Source organism: Flavobacterium tegetincola DSM 22377 (genome assembly GCF_000425485.1).
In the GTDB taxonomy this organism is placed as follows: Bacteria; Bacteroidota; Bacteroidia; order Flavobacteriales; family Flavobacteriaceae; genus Flavobacterium; species Flavobacterium tegetincola.
The window spans coordinates 41,982-60,637 of the sequence record NZ_AUDN01000027.1; the positions used below are offsets into that span (position 1 = coordinate 41,982).

At 34.9% G+C, this 18,656-nt stretch carries 17 protein-coding genes; 6 read left to right on the top strand and 11 right to left on the bottom strand.

Features of this window, described 5'->3' with window-relative positions:
- The first annotated feature begins 75 nt into the window (after nt 1-75).
- From H602_RS0108170 to rluF, 4 genes are all read left to right on the top strand, one after another.
- Nucleotides 76-1,170, top strand: a complete 1,095-nt coding sequence (locus tag H602_RS0108170; protein WP_026977579.1) for a Nif3-like dinuclear metal center hexameric protein — start codon at nt 76-78, stop codon at nt 1,168-1,170.
- Nucleotides 1,171-1,173: 3 nt separating this feature from the next.
- The gene (locus tag H602_RS0108175) at nt 1,174-1,953 is read left to right on the top strand and encodes a zinc ribbon domain-containing protein (protein ID WP_026977580.1); all 780 of its coding nucleotides are present in this window, start codon (nt 1,174-1,176) and stop codon (nt 1,951-1,953) included.
- 35 nt (nt 1,954-1,988) lie between these two features.
- A complete protein-coding gene (locus H602_RS0108180; RefSeq protein WP_026977581.1) occupies nt 1,989-2,831 on the top strand; it encodes an alpha/beta hydrolase in 843 nt (280 codons plus the stop codon).
- A 65-nt stretch (nt 2,832-2,896) separates the two neighbouring features.
- Nucleotides 2,897-3,730: a 23S rRNA pseudouridine(2604) synthase RluF gene (gene rluF, locus H602_RS18410; RefSeq protein ID WP_051224283.1), complete on the top strand. Its 834-nt coding sequence runs from the start codon at nt 2,897-2,899 to the stop codon at nt 3,728-3,730.
- A 63-nt stretch (nt 3,731-3,793) separates the two neighbouring features.
- Here the strand turns inward: rluF and H602_RS0108190 are convergent, their stop codons facing one another.
- From H602_RS0108190 to argS, 7 genes are all read right to left on the bottom strand, one after another.
- Nucleotides 3,794-4,678, bottom strand: coding sequence for a bifunctional 5,10-methylenetetrahydrofolate dehydrogenase/5,10-methenyltetrahydrofolate cyclohydrolase (locus H602_RS0108190; protein WP_026977582.1), 885 nt, complete (start codon nt 4,676-4,678; stop codon nt 3,794-3,796).
- Between the two features lie 248 nt (nt 4,679-4,926).
- A complete protein-coding gene (gene ffh, locus H602_RS0108195; RefSeq protein ID WP_026977583.1) occupies nt 4,927-6,276 on the bottom strand; it encodes a signal recognition particle protein in 1,350 nt (449 codons plus the stop codon).
- Between the two features lie 147 nt (nt 6,277-6,423).
- A complete protein-coding gene (locus H602_RS0108200; RefSeq protein WP_026977584.1) occupies nt 6,424-6,882 on the bottom strand; it encodes a hypothetical protein in 459 nt (152 codons plus the stop codon).
- A 51-nt stretch (nt 6,883-6,933) separates the two neighbouring features.
- Nucleotides 6,934-8,442 (bottom strand): MBOAT family O-acyltransferase, encoded by a 1,509-nt coding sequence (locus H602_RS0108205; RefSeq protein ID WP_026977585.1) that lies wholly within the window; start codon nt 8,440-8,442, stop codon nt 6,934-6,936.
- Entirely contained in the window at nt 8,435-9,868 is a 1,434-nt protein-coding gene (locus H602_RS0108210; protein ID WP_026977586.1) for a LysM peptidoglycan-binding domain-containing protein, read from the bottom strand. The genes H602_RS0108205 and H602_RS0108210 overlap by 8 nt, the downstream gene beginning before the upstream one ends.
- Nucleotides 9,861-11,345: an SGNH/GDSL hydrolase family protein gene (locus H602_RS0108215; RefSeq protein WP_157504984.1), complete on the bottom strand. Its 1,485-nt coding sequence runs from the start codon at nt 11,343-11,345 to the stop codon at nt 9,861-9,863. The genes H602_RS0108210 and H602_RS0108215 overlap by 8 nt, the downstream gene beginning before the upstream one ends.
- Before the next feature lie 25 nt (nt 11,346-11,370).
- Nucleotides 11,371-13,158 (bottom strand): arginine--tRNA ligase, encoded by a 1,788-nt coding sequence (gene argS / locus H602_RS0108220; RefSeq protein WP_026977588.1) that lies wholly within the window; start codon nt 13,156-13,158, stop codon nt 11,371-11,373.
- 105 nt (nt 13,159-13,263) lie between these two features.
- Here argS and H602_RS0108225 point away from each other — a divergent pair, with 105 nt between their 5' ends.
- A complete protein-coding gene (locus H602_RS0108225) occupies nt 13,264-14,238 on the top strand; it encodes a YeiH family protein (protein ID WP_026977589.1) in 975 nt (324 codons plus the stop codon).
- Nucleotides 14,239-14,585: 347 nt separating this feature from the next.
- On the opposite strand, the gene H602_RS0108230 is transcribed toward H602_RS0108225, so the two are convergent.
- From H602_RS0108230 to H602_RS0108245, 4 genes are all read right to left on the bottom strand, one after another.
- Nucleotides 14,586-15,596 carry a 3-oxoacyl-ACP synthase III family protein gene (locus H602_RS0108230; protein ID WP_026977590.1) on the bottom strand — a complete coding sequence of 337 codons (1,011 nt, stop codon included), beginning with the start codon at nt 15,594-15,596 and terminating at the stop codon, nt 14,586-14,588.
- A gap of 443 nt (nt 15,597-16,039) precedes the next feature.
- On the bottom strand, nt 16,040-16,474 hold the full coding sequence (locus H602_RS0108235; protein WP_026977591.1) for a hypothetical protein: 435 nt from the start codon (nt 16,472-16,474) through the stop codon (nt 16,040-16,042).
- Between the two features lie 193 nt (nt 16,475-16,667).
- Nucleotides 16,668-17,261, bottom strand: coding sequence for an acyl carrier protein (locus H602_RS20460; RefSeq protein ID WP_026977592.1), 594 nt, complete (start codon nt 17,259-17,261; stop codon nt 16,668-16,670).
- Between the two features lie 372 nt (nt 17,262-17,633).
- Nucleotides 17,634-18,158: a hypothetical protein gene (locus tag H602_RS0108245; protein ID WP_026977593.1), complete on the bottom strand. Its 525-nt coding sequence runs from the start codon at nt 18,156-18,158 to the stop codon at nt 17,634-17,636.
- Between the two features lie 260 nt (nt 18,159-18,418).
- Between H602_RS0108245 and H602_RS18415 the strand changes: the two genes are divergently transcribed.
- Nucleotides 18,419-18,656, top strand: a 238-nt coding sequence (locus H602_RS18415; RefSeq protein WP_281170775.1) for a phage integrase N-terminal SAM-like domain-containing protein, incomplete at its 3' end; no start/stop codon positions are given.

Consider the following 18,656-nt stretch of genomic DNA (forward strand, 5'->3'; position numbering starts at 1 on the left):
ATTTTCCATTGAAATCCAATTTCAAAAGTTATCTTTTTTATCTTTGAAAACTAATACTATTTTCAAAAGCGAAAGATGAAAATTAAAGAAATACTCACAGTTTTAGAAGAAATGGCGCCATTAGCTTATGCCGAAAGTTTTGATAATGTTGGCTTATTAGTTGGAAACAAAGAAGAAAATTGTTCTGGTGTTTTAGTTTGTCATGATGCTTTAGAAGCTGTAATTGATGAAGCTATTGCCAAAAAATGCAATCTCGTGGTTTGTTTTCACCCTATTTTATTTTCAGGTTTGAAAAAAATAACCGGTAAAAATTATGTGGAACGTTCCATCATAAAAGCCATCAAAAATGACATCGCCATTTATGCGGTGCATACGGCTTTAGACAATCATAAAAATGGAGTAAACAAAATATTCTGTGATGCTTTAGGATTGATTGATATTAAAATTTTGATTCCAAAGTTGAATTTTATTCAAAAATTAGTCACATTTTCAACTCCTGAAAATGCAGAAAAGGTCAGAACTGCTCTATTTCAAGCTGGTGCGGGAACTATTGGGAATTATGAAAATTGTAGTTTTAATTCAATGGGAACTGGTACCTATCAAGGAACGGAACATAGCAATCCTGTAATTGGAGCTAGAAACGAATTTGTTCAGGCTGAGGAAATAAAAATTGAAGTCACCTTTGAAAAGCATTTGCAACGTCAAATTCTCAATGCCTTATTTGAAAATCATATTTATGAAGAAGTGGCTTATGAAATTTATGATTTACAAAATTCACATCAAAATATCGGCTTGGGAATGATAGGTGAGCTTCCCGAGGAAATGGATGAAACTTCATTTCTGCAATTGGTAAAGACTAAAATGAAAGCGGACGGAATTCGACACAGTGCTTTTTTAAATAAAAAAATCAAGAAGGTTGCCGTTTTGGGAGGATCTGGAAGTGAAGCTATTGGCAAAGCTATTCATGCAGGTGCAGATGCATTTTTAACCGCCGATTTAAAATACCATCAGTTTTATGAAGCTGAAAATCAACTACTTTTAGCCGATATTGGACATTTTGAAAGCGAACGCTATACAAAAAATTATATTGTTGATTATCTTAAGAAAAAAATGCCTAATTTTGCAATCATTTTATCAGAAGAAAATACAAATCCTGTTAAGTACTTATAATATATGGCGACTACAAAAGAATTGAGTGTTGAAGACAAATTAAGAGCAATTTACGATTTACAGTTAATTGACTCTCGAATTGACGAAATTAGAAACGTTAGAGGAGAACTTCCTTTAGAAGTGGAAGATTTAGAAGATGAAGTGGCGGGTCTTAATTCACGTTCTGAAAAATTAAAAGCAGATTTGGAATCGATGGAAGAGCAAATCAAAAGCAAGAAAAATGCGATTGATGCACATCAAGAATCGATTAAAAAATACACTAAGCAACAAGACACGGTTCGTAACAATCGTGAATTCAACTCTTTAACAAAAGAAGTTGAATACCAAGAATTAGAAATCCAATTATCAGAGAAGCACATTAAAGAAATGAAAGCTTCAATGGAATACAAAAAGCAAATAATTGAAACTTCTACAGAGCGTTTGGAGCAGAAATCTTCTCACTTAATGCACAAAAAATCTGAGTTAGATGCTATTATGGCTGAAACTTCAAAAGAAGAAGAATTTTTAAATCAAAAATCTGCTGAATACGAAGCGTTAATCGAACCAAGATTATTAGCAGCTTACAAAAGAATCAGAAGTAGTGTTAGAAATGGTCTTGCAGTAGTTTCTATTGAAAGAGGTGCTTCGGCAGGTTCTTTCTTTACAATTCCACCACAAACACAAGTTGAAATTGCAGCTCGTAAAAAAATTATTACAGATGAACATTCTGGACGAATTTTAGTAGATAGCGTTCTTGCAGAAGAAGAAAGAGAAAAAATGGAAAGCTTGTTTTCAAGCATCTAAATAATTTAAGCCTCGAAATTCGAGGCTTTTTTTTTATGAAAAAATTAAAATATTTTCTTTTAACAAAATCCATCGGATTAGGATTGAATAGCTTGAGTTACCTGCAACCCAAGACTGCTACAAAAATCGCGTACCGTTTATTTAGCGAACCGCGAAAAGGGAAATTGACTAAAGAAAATTTACCCGAAGTTTTAAAAAATATTCCAATGCAACGATTTTCTGCAGACGAAAATCACTTGGAAACGTATATTTGGCAAGGGAATGAAAATGTTATTTTACTCGTACACGGTTGGGAAAGCAATACATCTCGCTGGGAAAAGATGCTTCCTTATTTGCAAAAGAAAGGAAGTACAATTATAGCACTTGACGCTCCAGGCCACGGTCTTTCTGGCGGAACCGAGTTTAATGTCATCAAATATGCAGCATACATTGATGTTGCTGTTAAGCATTTTAAACCTTCCGTTTTAATCGGTCATTCTATTGGAGGTGCAGCGTGTATTTACTACCAATCCCATTATCAAAATACGAACTTAAAAAAAATGGTGATTCTTGGAGCTCCTTCGGATTATCACTTGATTGTTTCTAATTATGTTGCTCTATTGAGTTTAAATAAAAAAATGCGCGTTTTACTTGAAACTGCTTTTTCTAAAAAGTTTAATCGAGATATCAACGCATTTTCAATGGCAACCTTTGCCAAAGAAATTCAAATTCCTGGCCTTATCTTCCACGATATAAATGACGACATAGTTGCATTTGGCGAAGGCCAAAAAATAGCAAATTCTTGGAAACATTCTAGTTTCATAGAAACAAATGGTCTTGGACATAGCTTGCATTCTGATGCAGTTTACGCAAAAATTATCGAATTCTTGCATTCATAAAATACCCAATCCACATAATAAGTTATTAATCTATCCTTCACACATTTATTTAGTACTTTTGCAGTATGGAAGAAAATTTGAAACGTCTTAATAAATTTATTAGTGAAACTGGCTACTGCTCCCGAAGAGAAGCTGACAAACTAATTGAGCAAGGTTTAGTAATGCTAAACGGAGCTGTTGCTGATTTGGGAACAAAAGTTTCTAACGCAGATGAAATTCGTATTGACGGCAAGTTGATTCGTGAAAACAACAAGAAACACCTTTACTTAGCTTTCAATAAACCAGTTGGAATTGAATGTACTACAAATCTGGATGTACACAACAATATCGTAGATTACATCAATTACCCAGAACGTATTTTTCCAGTTGGAAGATTGGATAAAGCCAGTGAAGGCTTGATCTTCATGACGAATGACGGTGATATTGTGAATAAAATTCTTCGTGCCAGAAATAACCACGAAAAAGAGTACATCGTAACTGTAAACCGACCAATCACCGACCGATTTATCGAGAAAATGGGTAATGGAATTCCAATTTTGGACACAATTACCAAAGAATGTAAGGTAGAACAAATCAGTAAATATGTGTTCCGAATTATATTAACGCAAGGTTTGAACCGTCAAATTCGTAGAATGTGTGAATATTTGGATTTCGAAGTTGTCGCTTTAAAAAGAACACGTATTATTAATATTTCACTTGATATTCCTGTCGGTCGTTACCGTGATTTAACTGACGAAGAGTTTACCCAGTTGAACGAACTGATTGCTCCATCAATCATGACGGAAGAGGGAAGTTTACCAAAAATAGTTTCCGAAACCACACGAAATAAAACACCTTGGCGAAAAAATCCGCCATCAAACGCTACAAAAAGTTTTGGACGGCCTTCACCGAGAAAATAGATAAAGCAAAAAAGCCTTCAAAATTTGAAGGCTTTTTTATTATATAAAATTCTTAAGTAGCATTTAATTTCTTGCTTTTCTTTGTTCGCGAGCTAAAAGCGTGTTTTTTAACAACATTGCAATGGTCATTGGTCCAACTCCACCGGGAACTGGCGTAATAAATGAGGCTTTTTTCGACACGAATTCAAAATCGACATCTCCTGTTATTCTATAACCTTTTTCAGTAGAATCGTCTGCAACACGTGTAATTCCAACATCAATAACTACCGCTCCATCTTTTACCATTTCCGCTTTTAAATAATTAGGAACACCTAAAGCAGTGATAATAATGTCAGCTTGTGTCGTGATTTGAGCAATATTTTTAGTATAACTATGTGTTAATGTTACAGTTGAGTTACCTGGAAATCCTTTTCGCCCCATTAATATACTCATCGGTCGACCCACAATATGACTTCTTCCAATTACAACCGTATGTTTTCCTTGCGTTTCCACATTATATCGTTCTAATAATTCAAGAATTCCAAAAGGAGTTGCAGGAATAAAAGTTGTCATGTCTAATGCCATTTTTCCAAAATTCTCCGGGTGAAAACCGTCAACATCTTTCGTTGGGTCAACAGCCATCAACACCTTTTGAGTATCAATTTGGATGGGCAAAGGCAACTGAATGATAAAACCGTCAATGTCATCATTTTGGTTTAACTCTTTGATTTTGTTAAGTAATTCGGTTTCAGAAGTCGTACTTGGCAATTTTACCATCGTAGATTCAAAACCGACACGTTCACATGCTTTTACTTTACTACCAACATAGGTTAAACTGGCGCCATCATTTCCTACAATAATTGCAGCAAGATGCGGTACTTTTTCGCCATTTGATTTCATGATAGTTACTTGAGCAGTAATCTCATTTTTAATATCATCAGCCGTTTTCTTTCCGTCTAAAATCGTCATTTTTCTATTGTGTTTCAGGTTTAAAGTTTTAGATTCAAAGTTGTCTTAAATCTAAAACTAATTGTAGTTAGTTATTATATATTTGGGCATGACCCCGAAAAGGGGTCGGGCTGTTTGCTCCCGCTTTTATTGCTTTAAAGAAAAGCAATAAAGAACTCCACTTCTCCCGATTACTATCGGGACTCATGCAAAAAATTAAGGTTTAAAACTTCTTTTTATCGAAACTTTAAACCTTAACTATTTAATTTTTATTTCATTCCGGGCATTCCGCCTTTCATGCCACCCATCATTTTCATTAAGTTTTTACCTCCTGGACCTTGCATCATTTTCATCATTTTGCTCATTTGGTCAAACTGTTTCATCAATTGGTTGACTTGCTCGATTTTCGTTCCAGAACCTTTCGCAATTCTCGTTTTACGTTTTACATCGATAACTGCAGGTTTTTTACGTTCAATAGGAGTCATCGAATGAATAATTGCTTCAATATGCTTGAATGCATCATCTTCAATTTCTACATCCTTCATCGCTTTAGAAGCACCAGGAATCATTCCCACCAAGTCCTTCATATTACCCATTTTCTTCACTTGTTGAATTTGGGTTAAGAAATCGTCAAAACCGAATTCGTTTTTGGCAATTTTTTTCTGTAATTTTCTTGCTTCGTCTTCGTCAAATTGCTCTTGAGCACGTTCTACCAAAGAGATAACGTCACCCATTCCCAAAATACGTTCGGCCATACGAGAAGGATAGAACACGTCAATCGCTTCCATTTTCTCACCCGTTCCGATAAATTTGATTGGTTTATTCACCACCGATTTAATCGAAATCGCAGCTCCACCACGTGTATCACCGTCTAATTTTGTCAAGATAACTCCGTCAAAATTCAAACGGTCGTTAAATGCTTTTGCCGTATTAACCGCATCTTGACCCGTCATTGCATCCACAACAAATAACGTTTCTTGTGGTTGAATCGCTGCGTGAACGTTTGCAATCTCGTTCATCATTTGCTCATCAACAGCAAGACGTCCCGCCGTATCAATAATCACAACGTCAAATCCATTTGCTTTCGCGTAAGCAATTGCTTTTTGCGAAATATCAACAGGATTTTTATTTTCAGGTTCAGAATATACTTCCACACCTACTTGGTCTCCCACAACGTGCAATTGATTAATTGCAGCTGGACGGTAAATATCACAAGCTACCAATAACGGTTTCTTGTTCTTTTTTGTTTTTAAATAATTGGCTAATTTTCCAGAAAAAGTCGTCTTTCCAGAACCTTGTAAACCTGACATCAAAATAATGGAAGGTTTCCCTGAAAGATTAATTCCGGCAGCATCGCCACCCATTAATTCGGTCAATTCGTCCTTAACTAATTTTACTAATAATTGTCCTGGTTGTAAAGTCGTCAATACATCCTGACCAATTGCTTTTTCCTTTACTCTTGTAGTAAATTCTTTGGCAATTTTAAAGTTGACATCGGCATCTAATAAAGCACGACGCACTTCTTTCAAAGTGTCGGCAACGTTGACTTCAGTAATTTTACCGTGTCCTTTTAATATATGAAATGCTTTGTCGAGCTTGTCGCTTAAATTATCAAACATAAGAATGTATCTTTTAGAGGTGCAAATATAAGAGAAACGCCTTAAGTTTCAAAGCGTATGAAGTTCAAAGTTTTGGATAAAAATGATAAATCAAATACCTTTTTTAGCCTAAAAAAAAAACAACTCGTAAAGTTGGCTTGTTTTATTTTAGTTTTTCTCGAAAGTAAGATAATCGGTAGCACCATCCCCTCCACTACCATCCACTAATTCTAATTTATTAGCAGTTGATAAGCGAATGTCCCAATCGTCCGTTAAATCTAGAAATTTAGCTGGACCTGAAAATGAAATGATAAAATCAAGATAGGTATTTGAACTTCTACCATTTGAATCGTCTGTAACCACTAACCAAGAACCCATTATTTCATCATCTTTGCTAGCCATTAAAATATTATTTTCAGTAAAAGTGAAATTGTAACCTGAAAAATCAGCAGTCTCATTATTTTCACCGTCAATGTATTTGGTAACCCTCCAAGTACCTGAATTCATAGCGGTTACCACTGCTGAAATTGAATCGTTGTCCAATGTATTTCTATCATCGTCCGAACTGCAGGAGCAATTCAAAGCTATTGTAAAAACAATGATTGCTGCTAGAATTATTTTTTTCATCTTGTACTTGTAATTGGTTAAGTCAACAACGCGAAACCTGTTTTTATATTGTTAAAACTGAAAGTAAATAAACGGTTGTGGTCCACTTGAAGCCGTTGCATATACAATCCAAAACACAAATGCCAAGACTAAAGATTTCAATACGATTGGCAATTTACCAAAAGTATCTTGCAGGAATTGAATGAAATTTTGCGGTAGAAAATGCCAAACAAAGCCAATCAACATAACGATAAAAACGTTTTGATAGCCTTGAATAATCGTCCACCATTGATTGAAATTCACCTGCACTTTACCAATATTTTCAATCACCTGAAAAGCCGTTGAGAAATCTCTAGCTCTAAAGAAAATCCAACAAAAAACCACAAAGTGAAATGTAATAACAACACTTACAAATCGAATAACATTATTTTTTGGAATGTTGAAATATTCTTTAAAAAGTCGTTCTACAACTAAAGCACTTCCGTGTAAAGTTCCCCAAACCACAAATTTCCACGAAGCTCCATGCCACAATCCACCCAACAACATCGTTACAAATAGATTGATATACGTTCGGAATTTCCCTTTTCGGTTTCCTCCTAATGAGATGTATAAGTAATCGCGCAACCAAGACGATAACGAAATATGCCAACGACGCCAAAACTCGGTAATCGAACCTGATTTATAAGGTGTTCTAAAATTCAGCGAAAGCTTGAAACCCATCAATAATGCAATACCAATGGCCATATCTGAATATCCAGAAAAGTCGCAATAGATTTGAATTGCATAACCGTACGAAGCCATCCAGTTTTCGAAAGCCGTATAACTATTTGGTGCATCAAAAACACGGTCGACGAAATTGAGCGAAATATAATCAGAAATTACAGCCTTTTTTAAAACGCCACCAATGATTAAAAACAGTGCTTTATTGACATCATCTCGGGTTAAATTCAGCTTTTGATAAATCTGCGGTATAAACTCTGAAGCTCTAACAATCGGCCCAGCCACAAGTTGCGGAAAGAACGACAAATAGAACATGTAATCAATATAACTTTTCGTAGGCTTAAGTTCACGACGGTAAATATCAATCACATAACTCATGGATTGGAATGTATAGAATGAAATTCCAACAGGCAAAATAATATCGTAAAAAGACAAATTACTGTCGAAAATTCCGTTGTAATTATCAATCAGGAAGTTGGTGTATTTAAAATAAGCCAACAATGACAAATTAATAACCACACTGATATACAAGTAAAATTTTCGATAAAACTTTAAGGTTTCTTGCTGTAAAAGTCGTGCTAAATTGTAATCTAAAACTCCCGTAAAAACCAGTAATCCAACGTAAATCCCACTTGATTTATAATAGAAAAACAGCGAAAATGCAACTACATATAAATTACGCCAAAAATGCGTAGTTGATTTTGCAATTAAAATGTACAGTGGATAAAACACCAAAAACATTCCTAGAAATAAGGCAGAATTGAACAGAATTGGTTCTTTTGCACTATACACAAACCAATGTTCTACTGTATTCCAAGTTACATTTTCAAAAAATGAAGTAAACCATTCAAAATTATTCATGGATTATCGCTTTTGATTTTTCATAATTTTCGAATCCTTCAATGATGGCTTTTGCTAACAAATTTCCTTGTTTCACATATCCTGCTTTTGTGTAATGGACTCTATCCGGACCTATCAATCCCGCTTTCGCATTGTGAGTAATGCCGTACAATCCACCCATATCTGTATATAAATCCCAAATAGCCACACGTCTACTAAACGCCAAATCGATTATTTTCTTGCTATAATCTGCTACAAACGTATTTGGATATTTTCGTTTAAATAAAGACGGCGGTGGAGTTGAAATAATAATTTCGACAAATGGATTTTGCTTCCTTGCATTCGAAATAAACAAATCCAATTGTATAATAAAATCTTCAGCATTCATTTTATCAAAAGACTCATTCGTCCCAAAAGACAATACCAAAACATCAGGATGCAAAGCTTTTAACTGCTCAAAAAACAAAGGATATTTATTGTAATCAGAAAATTTAGCTCCATTAACGCCAGAATTATGGTACAAAATTCCGCTGTCATTATTTTCTAACACGATTCCGTTTAATTCAAATACATTCTCGTCTTTGTTCGGAATTAAGTAAATTTTATCCAGCAAGTTTTCACTATTGTAAAAATGCGAAAAGGCATCCTTCTGAATTTCCAATGGAATAAATTCTGAACGTGAAATACTTCTATTCTGCTTTTCGTTCGTAGGAATTTTCAAGGTTTTTCCTGCACGAATGTTATTTGATTTCAAGCCATTTGCTCTTTTCAATGCCGTAAGTGAAATGTTGTATTTATCAGCAATCGAACCTAAAACATCGCCACTTTTAATTTTATGAGTAATGGTTTTTGGTACTTGCGATTCAAAAACAATAGTCTTTTTGGCTGTAGCCAAATCAAAACTCGGAACATTATTTGGCGTCAAAATTTTAATTGTCGTAAAATAATTGTCGCTTTCTTTTGCATTCAATTCGATGGCAAATTCCTCTTTTCTCGCTTGAAGTAAAATGCCCGTCAAACCAATATTTGCCGAAGAAACAGTAGAAACATTTCTAAAACTTGAAAAGCTACCATTCGAAGAAAACCTGACATCCCAAGGTCCATTTGTTTTAGCTAAATTGTACGGAAAAACCAATCCGCGACCTGCATTTCCATATTCCGCTTGCAAACGTTCCCGAACTACATTGGTCATCAAATCAGCTTGAATATGAGAATCACCAACGTGAACAATATTGATTTTCTGTCTGGAATTCGGTAATTTTATTTGCGCTAACTTTTCATAAAAACAAAGCAAAGCATCGGGATTTATCAATGCGATTTCAGTTTCCATTACTGCAATGGAATCCACGGAAACAGAGTCAATTTCAACATACGAAGAATCCGTTTCTTGACCTTGACAATGCGTTAAGAACAGCAGAAAACTTAAAATAAAAAGCACTTTATTCATGTGGTTCTGGTGTTTCAGTTTTTGAGAAAATGGTATCAATCAGCGATTTCTTTTTTGGAGGCACAACTTTTTTATTTTTTCGCAATACTTTATACTGCTGATAACCTTCGTCTATTTGTTCGTAAATCATTTTTGCAACTTTCTTCGCTCCTCGGAAGTTAAAATGCGTGTAATCCTTATTGGCTAAAGTTGGTTCTTCCTCGGTCCACTTGACCATTGAGCCATCTCCACCCATCAATGTATACAAGTTTATATAACCTGATTGGGTTTTTAAGGCATAGCGCTTTTGCGACAAAGTCAACGGAACAACTGCCGAATCGGTTTTCATTTCCAAATCATATTTACTTGATTTATCAGCTGTAGAAACCACTAAAATGGAAACTCCAGGAAAACATTCTTTCAATCGATTGATGGTTTTAGTCATGCTTCGGTCGTACCACGTGTAATCTTTTGTTCCGTAATTCAAAACGTTCGTTCCGTAATGCAACACAATCAAATTGTAATGCAATTGTTCTTGAAACGCTTTCATCGTAGCTACATCAAATTTGGAAATCGGAATCCCAGAATTTCCCCTTTGTGAAAAATTATCCACGTGAACTCCTACTCCATCGTCAAAATTGAATCCGTAAATTGGAATAGAATCTGCTTTGGAAAAGTTAGCTTTGAATTGTTTTAAAGGTGTATTTGAAAGTGATAACGTATTCAAAATTTTATTTGGCGCCAATGTTTTTCGAATCGTATCTTTTCCTACAACATAACTCATTCGTCCCGTTTTATTCTTGGCACTTCCGTAAAAAAGAGTTGGATTATCAAGTTGTGTATTGAATCTTGAACGTCCCGCTTTGTATTTTACCCAAGCAGAATGTGCGGTATCATTTGCAAAGAAAACGTGTCCGTTTATTCCGAAAGAACGTATTGGATATTTGACATTCAAGTAGGATTGCATTTTCCAATTTTTAGAAAACTCATGAACAACAGAACTTCTTGAACCCGCCGATTCTGATGTTATAGCTACAAAACCAACACCTTGACCTCCAAACTTCTCTTGGTAATACGTTCGGAAATCTTGGACAATCATATCACCATCCGTCATCGAATCACCAAAATAAGCAATTCTAACTTTTCCTTTTTGATTTGTTTCTAACTGATACAACTGTTCAAAAAACGGGATTAAGAACTGATTTCCTTTGTAATTTTCAAACTTCTCTTCTGGAAATTTTATACCGTCTTTCTCTTCAAAAACGACAGGCACTTTAGCCAAAGAATCCTCTTTGGTCTGGACGTTTTCAACTTCCTCTAAATCAGGTTCCGCTTCAAATGCATCGAGTAGCATGCTATCGATAAGTACGTTTTTGGTGTTTCCCGCTTTCTCCGAAAATATCTTTTTAGGTAAAAATTGTTTCAAGCCTAAAAATAGCCCCGTTGCTAAAAGCAAAATCAGAAAGGACTGAAAGAAATAATTGGAATTTGTTTTCAAGAAAAAATTATGAGTTATGAATTACCTACATTCGGTTCGGAACCGAAATTCCCAATAATTTAAAAGCTGATGCGATAGTTTTACCCACCTTTTTAGAAAGTTGAACACGGAACATTTTTGCATTTTCATCATCAGAACCCAATATCGGCACGGTTTGATAAAATGAATTGTATTCCTTAACCAAGTCATACGTATAATTGGCAATCAAAGCTGGACTGTGATTTAGTGCTGCACTTTGAATTACTTCAGGATACGAAGCCAATACTTTAATCAATTCTTTCTCCTTTTCATGCAACGTGATTTCGTTTGCTGAAAAAGTTTTCGAAGCAAAATCAAAATCTGCTTTTCTAATTATCGACTGAATTCGAGCATAAGTATATTGAATAAACGGACCTGTATTTCCTGCAAAATCAACTGATTCTTCTGGATTGAACAAAATTCGTTTTTTAGGGTCGACTTTTAAGATGTAATATTTCAACGCACCAAGTCCAATCGTTCGGTACAATTCGGTTTTTTCTTCTTCGCTGTATCCGTCTAATTTTCCTAAATCTTCAGAAATTGTTTGAGCCGTTTGCATCATTTCGTTCATCAAATCATCTGCATCCACAACCGTTCCTTCACGACTTTTCATTTTTCCGGAAGGCAAATCTACCATTCCGTATGACAAGTGGAATAAGTTTTTAGACCAATCGAAACCTAATTTTTTCAGAATCAAAAACAACACTTTAAAGTGGTAATCTTGTTCGTTTCCAACGGTGTAAACCATTCCGCCAACATCGGAAAAATCCTTCACACGTTGAATGGCAGTTCCAATATCTTGCGTCATGTAAACCGCAGTTCCATCCGAACGCAATACGATTTTTCGGTCCAAACCGTCTTCCGTTAAATCAATCCAAACCGAACCGTCAGGGTCTTTTTCAAAAATCCCTTTTTCCAATCCCATCTGAACGACTTCTTTTCCTAATAAATAGGTATTGCTTTCGTAATAATACGAATCGAAATCGACACCCATATTTTGATACGTCGCTGCAAAACCATCATAAACCCATTGGTTCATAGTTTTCCAAAGTTCAATAACTTCTGGTTTTCCAGCTTCCCAATCTAAAAGCATTTGTTGTGCTTCTAAAATTAAAGGTGCTTGTTTTTTAGCATTGTCTTCAGAAAGTCCCGTTGCCATCAATTCGCTAATTTGACCTTTATATGCTTGGTCAAATTTTACATAATAATTACCTACAATTTTATCTCCTTTTAAACCTGTAGATGCTGGAGTTTCTCCGTTTCCAAATTTTTGCCAAGCCAACATCGACTTGCAAATATGGATTCCACGGTCGTTGATGATTTGTGTTTTATATACTTTTTTACCTGAAGCTTTGATGATTTCAGCGACAGAATATCCTAATAAGTTGTTTCTTACGTGACCTAAATGCAACGGTTTGTTGGTGTTTGGCGAAGAATATTCCACCATAACCGCTTTGTCAGCTGGATTGGGTTCAACCGTTCCAAACTTCTCATTTCCTTTTACAGCATTGAAGAAGTCCAAATAATAATTGGCAGAAATAACGATGTTCAAAAATCCTGAAACTACATTGTACGCTTCAACTTCGGCAACATTTTCAACCAAGTACGTCCCGATTTTGTTTCCTAATTCAACAGGATTCCCTTTAATTACTTTCAATAAAGGAAAAACAACCATCGTAATATCACCATCAAACTCCCTGCGTGTTGCTTGAAACTCAATTGTATCGATGTTGACTTCGAATAAAAGGGAAACCGCTTTTTTAATTTCGGGTGTTAAAATGGAAATAAGTGACATAATTGTTATTTTTTTAGGGTGCAAAGATAATCGGAATTACGGACTTTTGTATAGTATTAAAAGAATAATAAATAAGTGTATTTTTACATCTGAAAATCGAAAACCATGAAGTTTTTTAATCAAGATATTATTACCGACCACAACAACTTTTGGCAGCATTCAAAAATCAAAGTTATTCTGTATTGGTCAATTGTGGTCTTATGTTTGGCAGGAATCTTATCACCACCATTGGCATTATTCATCGGAATTGTGATTGCTCAAGTAGGTCATCCTTACGCGAAGTTAAACAGCAAATTAACCTCTAAATTATTACAAATCTCAGTAGTAGGTTTAGGTTTCGGAATGAACTTAACAAGTGCCATTAAAGCAGGCAAAGAAGGAATTCTGTTTACCGTAATTTCAATTTTCGGAACTTTAGTACTCGGTTATGGTCTGGGGAAAATCATGAAAATTGAAAAGAAAACATCGTTCTTAGTTTCTGCAGGAACAGCCATTTGTGGTGGAAGTGCTATTGCAGCTGTTTCACCAGTGATTAAAGCAAATGAAGAGCAAATATCCGCATCTCTGGGAACTATATTTATTTTGAATGCCATTGCACTGTTCATTTTCCCGATTATTGGACATTATTTTGAACTGTCGCAACATCAATTTGGACTTTGGAGTGCCATTGCCATTCACGACACAAGTTCCGTTGTTGGTGCAGCAAGCAGTTATGGAGCCGAAGCTTTGCAAGTGGCTACAACCGTAAAGCTAGCGCGTGCTTTATGGATAATTCCTGTTGTTTATTTGGCAATGCAATTATTCAAAAACAAAGAAAGCAAAGCAAAGATACCTTATTTCATCGGATACTTTATTTTGGCGATCATTGCCAATACCTATGTACCTTTTGTACAAAAAATCAGTCCTTACGTTGTTGATGCTTCTAAAATTGGCTTGACCCTAACCCTCTTTTTAATTGGAACCAGTTTGTCAAGAAAAGTGATACAAGCCGTTGGTGTAAAACCCTTAATTCAGGGCGTTATTTTGTGGATTACAATTTCGGTTGCCGCCTTATATGTGGTGATTCATCTTTCCAATTAAAATAAATTTGAAAAAATATGTAACATTTAAAATGGTTCAGCGTCTATATAAGTATCGATCCTCAATCAATTAATTTAACAGAGTGATTCTGAAAAAAATTTGAGCCATTCAAATAGTTCTCAGAATAAATAGATTGCCGATTTAGTTAAATAAAAACCCCGAAAAGTGATGCTTTCGGGGTTTTGCATTTTATTTCATAAGTACATTTTTACAGTGAATTCGAAAACTCAAAACTTCCCGAATAAGTATTAATATTTAAATCTAAATGCTGAAATCTGAATACTCAAATCTTAATACTTAATACTCACATCTTAATACTTGATACTTAATACTTAATACACTAAAAACTACCACTTCATAATCACACTTCCCCAAGTAAACCCACTACCAAAAGCAGCAAGAACCACAGTGTCACCGGATTTAATTTTACCTTGTTCCCAAGCTTCTGTCAATGCAATTGGAATAGAAGCCGCCGTTGTATTTCCGTATTTTTGAATATTATTAAATACTTGGTCGTCAGTCAACTTAAATTTAGACTGAATGAACTGTGAAATTCTCAAATTCGCTTGGTGCGGAATCAACATATCAATGTCTGAAACCTCCAAATTATTCGCTTCCAAACCTTCTTGAATTACCTCAGCAAACCGAACTACGGCATTTTTAAACACAAATTGTCCATTCATATACGGAAGATAACTTTCGTCATTTTCCTTGTCTTCTTCTTTTAAAATATCCGTAACCCATCTGCCGCCCATTCCCGGTGCTTTTACAATCAATTCTTCGGCATGTTGTCCTTCAGAATGCAAATGGGTCGACAAAATTCCAGTTGAATTATCCTCAGCACGACTCAAAACTGCCGCTCCTGCTCCATCACCAAAAATTACCGAAACACCACGTCCACGCGTCGTCATGTCCAATCCAATCGATTGCACTTCCGAACCAATTACAAGAATATTTTTATACATTCCCGTCTTAATATATTGATCGGCTACGGATATCGCATACACAAAACCCGAACATTGATTTCGCACGTCTAAAGCGCCAACGGTTCGTAAACCCAGTTCTTTTTGAACTGCAACTCCAGGTCCTGGAAAATAATAATCAGGACTCAACGTTGCAAAAACCACAAAGTCAATATCTTGATTTGCCACTCCCGAACGTTCAATTGCTATTCTCGCAGCCTTCACGCCCATTGAAGTTGTAGTATCTTCCCCACGAATAATGTGTCGGCGTTCCTGAATTCCCGTGCGTTCTTGAATCCATGCATCCGTAGTCTCGATAATTTTAGACAAATCATCGTTTGTAACTATATTTTCTGGAACATAATACCCAAGTCCCGTTATTTTTGAATTATACATACACTAAAACTTATTACATTTTGCCTACCAAAAATACTAACTTCTTAATTAAGAAGTCAAAATTTTTAAATATTTTTAAAATTTGAAGCATTTGGAGCTTTATCCAGCTATCCACTTTATCTTTTCCCTGCTAAAGAAGCAGGAAAAAGGATGCCGCTCCTATCTGGGCTAGGGGTTCTGTTTTCAGCAGCAAGTGCATCTTACTATAAAATCTTTTTGATCATCCAGCTACTTGACTTCACTCCACAAAAAAAGAGGACAACTAAATCCTCTTTCATTTATTTTCTTAACTTGATACTACCTTCTTACTTGCAGTCGGTACCTAATTGGCTCTCCAAAGAAAACGGATCACACTGTTCAATAAAAGCTTCCTCACTTCATCTGTTCGACCAATTATTAGTCGTAGCAAATACAACCAATGCTGGGCTGTGATTTACCGATACTTATTTTAACCAATTTTTCTTAATTCCATAGCTTGAAAACCACACAAGAAACAGTCCAAAAACCACTACCATAATTGGCATTGTTGCTGCTTGTCCTACTCCATATACTTCCACTGATTTTGTAAAAAACAGGTTGTGCGTCATTTGTGGTACTATTGCCAATAAAGAAATAATAAAAGCCGTTTTAGACCACTTCTTTTTTAATAGCAAACCTACAGCACCAAGCAATCCGCCAAATACAGCAATTGCAAATACAATCGTAGTCCATATTGGATAATCTCCATACAATTCTCTTTCTTGTATTGGTAAGAGTGCTAAATCTTCTTCTGAAATAAAAGTGTGTGCAAAGAATGAAATAACACCCATACTATTCCACAATAAAAAGAATACAGCTGTAACCCAAAACCAAATGGGGATTTTAATTTTATTTTCCATAATTATTTTTCTTTTTGTAACACTGTTTTTACTAGTAGACAAAATTGTCCCTAACGTGTTTGTGTATGGACCGTTGCCTATTAAAGTACGAACCTTTCCAAGTACAAATCTACGTGAAAATTACGCAGGAACTTTCTAAATAAGTACAGACCCAGCAATATTTTATACATGGTATTGTAAAACGTTTTTCCTTTTAGTCAATTCCTAAATCGTTTGTAATTGTATGCTTTAGTTCAATTTCGCTTATTGGTATTCCCATATTCTCACTTATTATTCCTGAAATAATTCTCTCAACCTCGTATTTATTTTTGATTTTTTGAATGTCAATAATCTGCTCGAAATTTAAAGATATTGTCCAATCTATTAAATTTTTAACTGTGCCTTTAGTCACCGGTGTATTTCTTTTGATAGTCTTAATTCCAAAAATTTTTACGTGAGAGTTTAGATTCGGATTGAAGTCAATAGCAACTAATTCAGGTAATTTGAGTCCAAGTTCAGCTTCTAATCGATTCCAATTTATTTTCAATTCCGATTGAGTGAGCAAATCCGATATTTTGCTTGTAGGCTTTATTTCTAATTCAGTCAAATTCAAGTTTTGAAACGCTTTTCGAATGCGGTAAAACACGATTTGAGTTAAGCATTTATCTGTCGGATTCAGTGAAATTTTACTATATACACAATCTGCAAAGTCTTGTACAGTAGCAATTTTTTCAGCTTCAGAATCCTCAATTCGTATTCCAAATTTATTCTCAACTGACATAAGTAATTCTACAGAATCTAATCCCATTCCCGGTTTTTTTTAGTGTTTTACAACTGTTAAATAATCGCAAGTCCACACAACTTTTTCAAAGTTATCCTTCCCAACGTACTATTCAGTTAGCCTTGTACATTAATTTAACAAACATAACCATAATTATGCATTTTCAGTTACAGCATTCCGTAATTAATAAAAAATACATCACCAAACCCTTCTTACCCTCTCCTTTCCTGACATTACCCCACAAAAAAGAGGATAACTAAATCCTCTTTCTATTCTTAAAAATACTTGATAGTGACAGAATGTAATCGGTTCTCCCGAAAAAACGGGACAGGCTGTTCAACACAGGGTTCATTGTTCGTTCTCCGAACGCAACGAAACCTTAACTGTTAGCAGTAGCCTTTATTCTTCTAAGTAGATAAAATTTAGAGAACCAACTTTCATTTGCTTTTCAAAATTTTGATCATTCTGATATTCACTTGTCGGAACATTTAATTCGATCGTATCATTATCTAATTTTCGTAGTATTTCAATAGAATATTTATTAGCAATTTTTTTCTTTTCTGGATAATTTAGTTTTATGATTTTTCCAGAAAGTAAATATTCTTTCTGTTTTCCAATTTTATTATTTATTATCATTAAAATACCTTGAAATGAAATAAAACTGAGCATTCCAATAATAATTGACATTACAGAAAACAATAAAATATTTTTCCAAATCTCAATTTTCTTTTCTTTTTGACCAAAACTTGCCCGGTATGCATAATATATTGCAAAGAAAATTATTGGAATCAAGCACCACTTTAATGTAGTTCTCATTGTTTGGCTTACAGCAATATAATCTACAGAATACATTCCATAGATTCCAATTGTGACAAAAAGTATAAATGGAATTATTAAGTTTAAATCCTTCTTTATAATGGTCATTTTTCAACGATATTTTCTGAGGTTACTGCTAACGTTTCGCCACTTTGATATGGCTGGAAGTTCGTAACCGCTCAATTTTCGGCTGAACGAAAACTTAATGTGAAACGGTAATTCCACTAAACTCCAGCTAGCTCAAAACAGCTGTTGAACTAAACCTTCGGTAGCGTATTACCTGAAAATGTTAGTCCTTTGTAAAACTAATTAAAAATTAATTACAATGACAAAAAAAAGCAGATGAGTTAGTTGGATCCAACACAATTCTGAGTCGAGCCGTTGCTCAAGTTCCTGAATTTGCAGAATTACTTCACCGATTTGAACGAGCGATGTCCATTTTAGGCAGGAGCGACAGTACCTACAGGAATTATGCCCAACATGTTGCATCAATAGCATTGCACTTTGGTAAAATCCCAACCGAATTGGATGTAGAGCAAGTCCAAGAATACTTGTATACGCTCCAAAAACGTTCCAAAACACCTTCCCAAACGTATTTTAAACACA